At 70.4% G+C, this 1,846-nt stretch carries 2 protein-coding genes; both read left to right on the top strand.

Going from position 1 to position 1,846, the window contains the following annotated elements; all coding sequences use genetic code 11:
• Positions 1–119: 119 nt before the first annotated feature.
• Complete coding sequence (gene istA / locus KGQ19_RS48450; RefSeq protein ID WP_212022384.1) at positions 120–1,655, top strand: IS21 family transposase; 1,536 nt, start codon at positions 120–122, stop codon at positions 1,653–1,655.
• A partial coding sequence (locus KGQ19_RS48445; protein WP_212022383.1) for a hypothetical protein occupies positions 1,652–1,846 on the top strand: 195 nt, incomplete at its 3' end. The genes istA and KGQ19_RS48445, both read left to right, overlap by 4 nt.

Genomic DNA, 1,846 nt, shown 5'->3' with positions numbered 1-1,846 from the left:
GAGTCTGGTTCTGCGGACACCAGAAGTCTTGGTGGGTGGCCACTGACCCTCGTGGGGTGGTCGTGGGAGTTCCTGTTTCGACCCGTTGATCGAGCGGACCCCTTCGGTCGGGTTTGCTGATGTTTGCCGCATTCAGCAACCCGAACCGAAGAGGTCCTGTGACGAAGTCTGGCAGGGAGATCGTGGAAATACTCAGGGCATACGACTTGACACATACCGTGTGGTCCGCCGCGCAGTTGGCCGGTGTCGACCCGAAGACCGTGGAACGGTATGTCGCGCTGCGCGACGCCGGCCGCAACCCGTTCGAGCGGGAACGGCGGCCGAAGGCGATCGACCCGTTCCTGGCCAAGGTCGAGGAGTGGGTGGACGACTCGCTGGGGAAGGTCCGCGCCGATGTGGCGCACCGCAAGCTGGTCGCGATGGGCTTCACCGGGAACGAGCGGTCCACCCGGCGGGCGGTCGCCGAGGCGAAGGCTGCCTGGAGGGCCGGACGGCGGCGAACCTACCGGCCGTGGGTCCCGGAGCCGGGGCTGTGGCTGCAGTTCGACTGGGGAACCGGTCCGGTGATCGGCGGCCGGAAGACCTGGCTGTTCTGCGCCTGGCTGGCCTGGTCTCGGTTCCGGTTGGTGATCCCGGTCTGGGACTCCACGGTCGGGACGACCTCGGCGAATCTGGACCAGGTGTTCCGGACCCTGGGCGGGGTGCCGACGTTCGTGCTGTCGGACAATGCCAAGACGGTGACCGTCGAGCACGTCGCCGGGATCCCGGTGCGCCATCCGCAGATGGTGGCCCTGGGGCGGCATTACGGCTGCTCGGTGGAGTCGTGCGTGCCGTTCGATCCGGAGTCCAAGGGCGGCGTCGAGGCGACCGTGAAGATCGCGAAGTGGGACCTGGTGCCGAAGGCGGCGAACCTGCTGACCGACTACCGCTCGTTCGCCGAGCTGGCCGGGGCCTGTCAGGTGTTCTGCGACCGGGTCAACGCCCGTCCTCACAAGGAGACCGGCAAGCGGCCGCTCGACCGGCTGCTGGTCGAGCGGCAGGCGCTGCACCGGGTCCCGGACGTTCCGTTCGCCTTGGCCATCGGTGATCAGCGGGTCGTGGACGACGGGCAGACGGTGCGCTGGGGCTCGGTGCGCTACTCGGTCCCGCCAGGGCACGTCGGGCAGTACGTGTGGTGCCGGGTCGTCGGCGAGGAGCTGGTCGTCACGGCCGACACCGCCTCGGGGTTGTCGGAGATCGCCCGGCACGCCTTGTCCACTCCCGGCAACCCGCGGATCGCCGACGAGCACTACCCGCACCATCCGGCGGGCCGGTCGATCCTGGCCCCGAAGCCCAAGCCCCGCACCCCGGGCGAGATCGCGTTCCTGGACCTCGGGCCGGGAGCCGAACGCTGGCTGACCGAGGCCGGGGCCACCGGGGTGGTCCGGGTCCGGGCGAAGATGGCCGGCGCGGTCGAACTCGCCGCGCTGCTCGGGGACGACGTGATCGACACCGCGCTGGACATGGCCGCCGAGGCCGGCCGGTTCGCTGACGGCGATCTGGCCTCCATCGCCGACCACCTCGCCCAGGTCGGCGCCCTCGGGGAGATTACCCGGGCCGACGAGGCACACTCGGTGCAGCCGGGCACTGCGGGGTGGAACGACTTCGGCCGATGACCCACGTCCCCGACACCGGCCCGGTGACCTTGGACCGCGCCGACGCGCTGTTCATCGCCGACGTCCTGCACCTGGCCGGGCGCCTGCTGCGCCACGACCACGCCGCCGAACTGCGCACCAGTGCCGCATCCCTGGCCGACCAGGCCGCGATGCGGCTGCCGCCGGGCAGCCGATGGACCATCACAGACCAC

The sequence above is a fragment of the Catenulispora pinistramenti genome, from assembly GCF_018274385.1.
Lineage (GTDB): Bacteria > Actinomycetota > Actinomycetes > Streptomycetales > Catenulisporaceae > Catenulispora > Catenulispora pinistramenti.
This window is presented reverse-complemented; position numbering and strand designations above follow the sequence as displayed.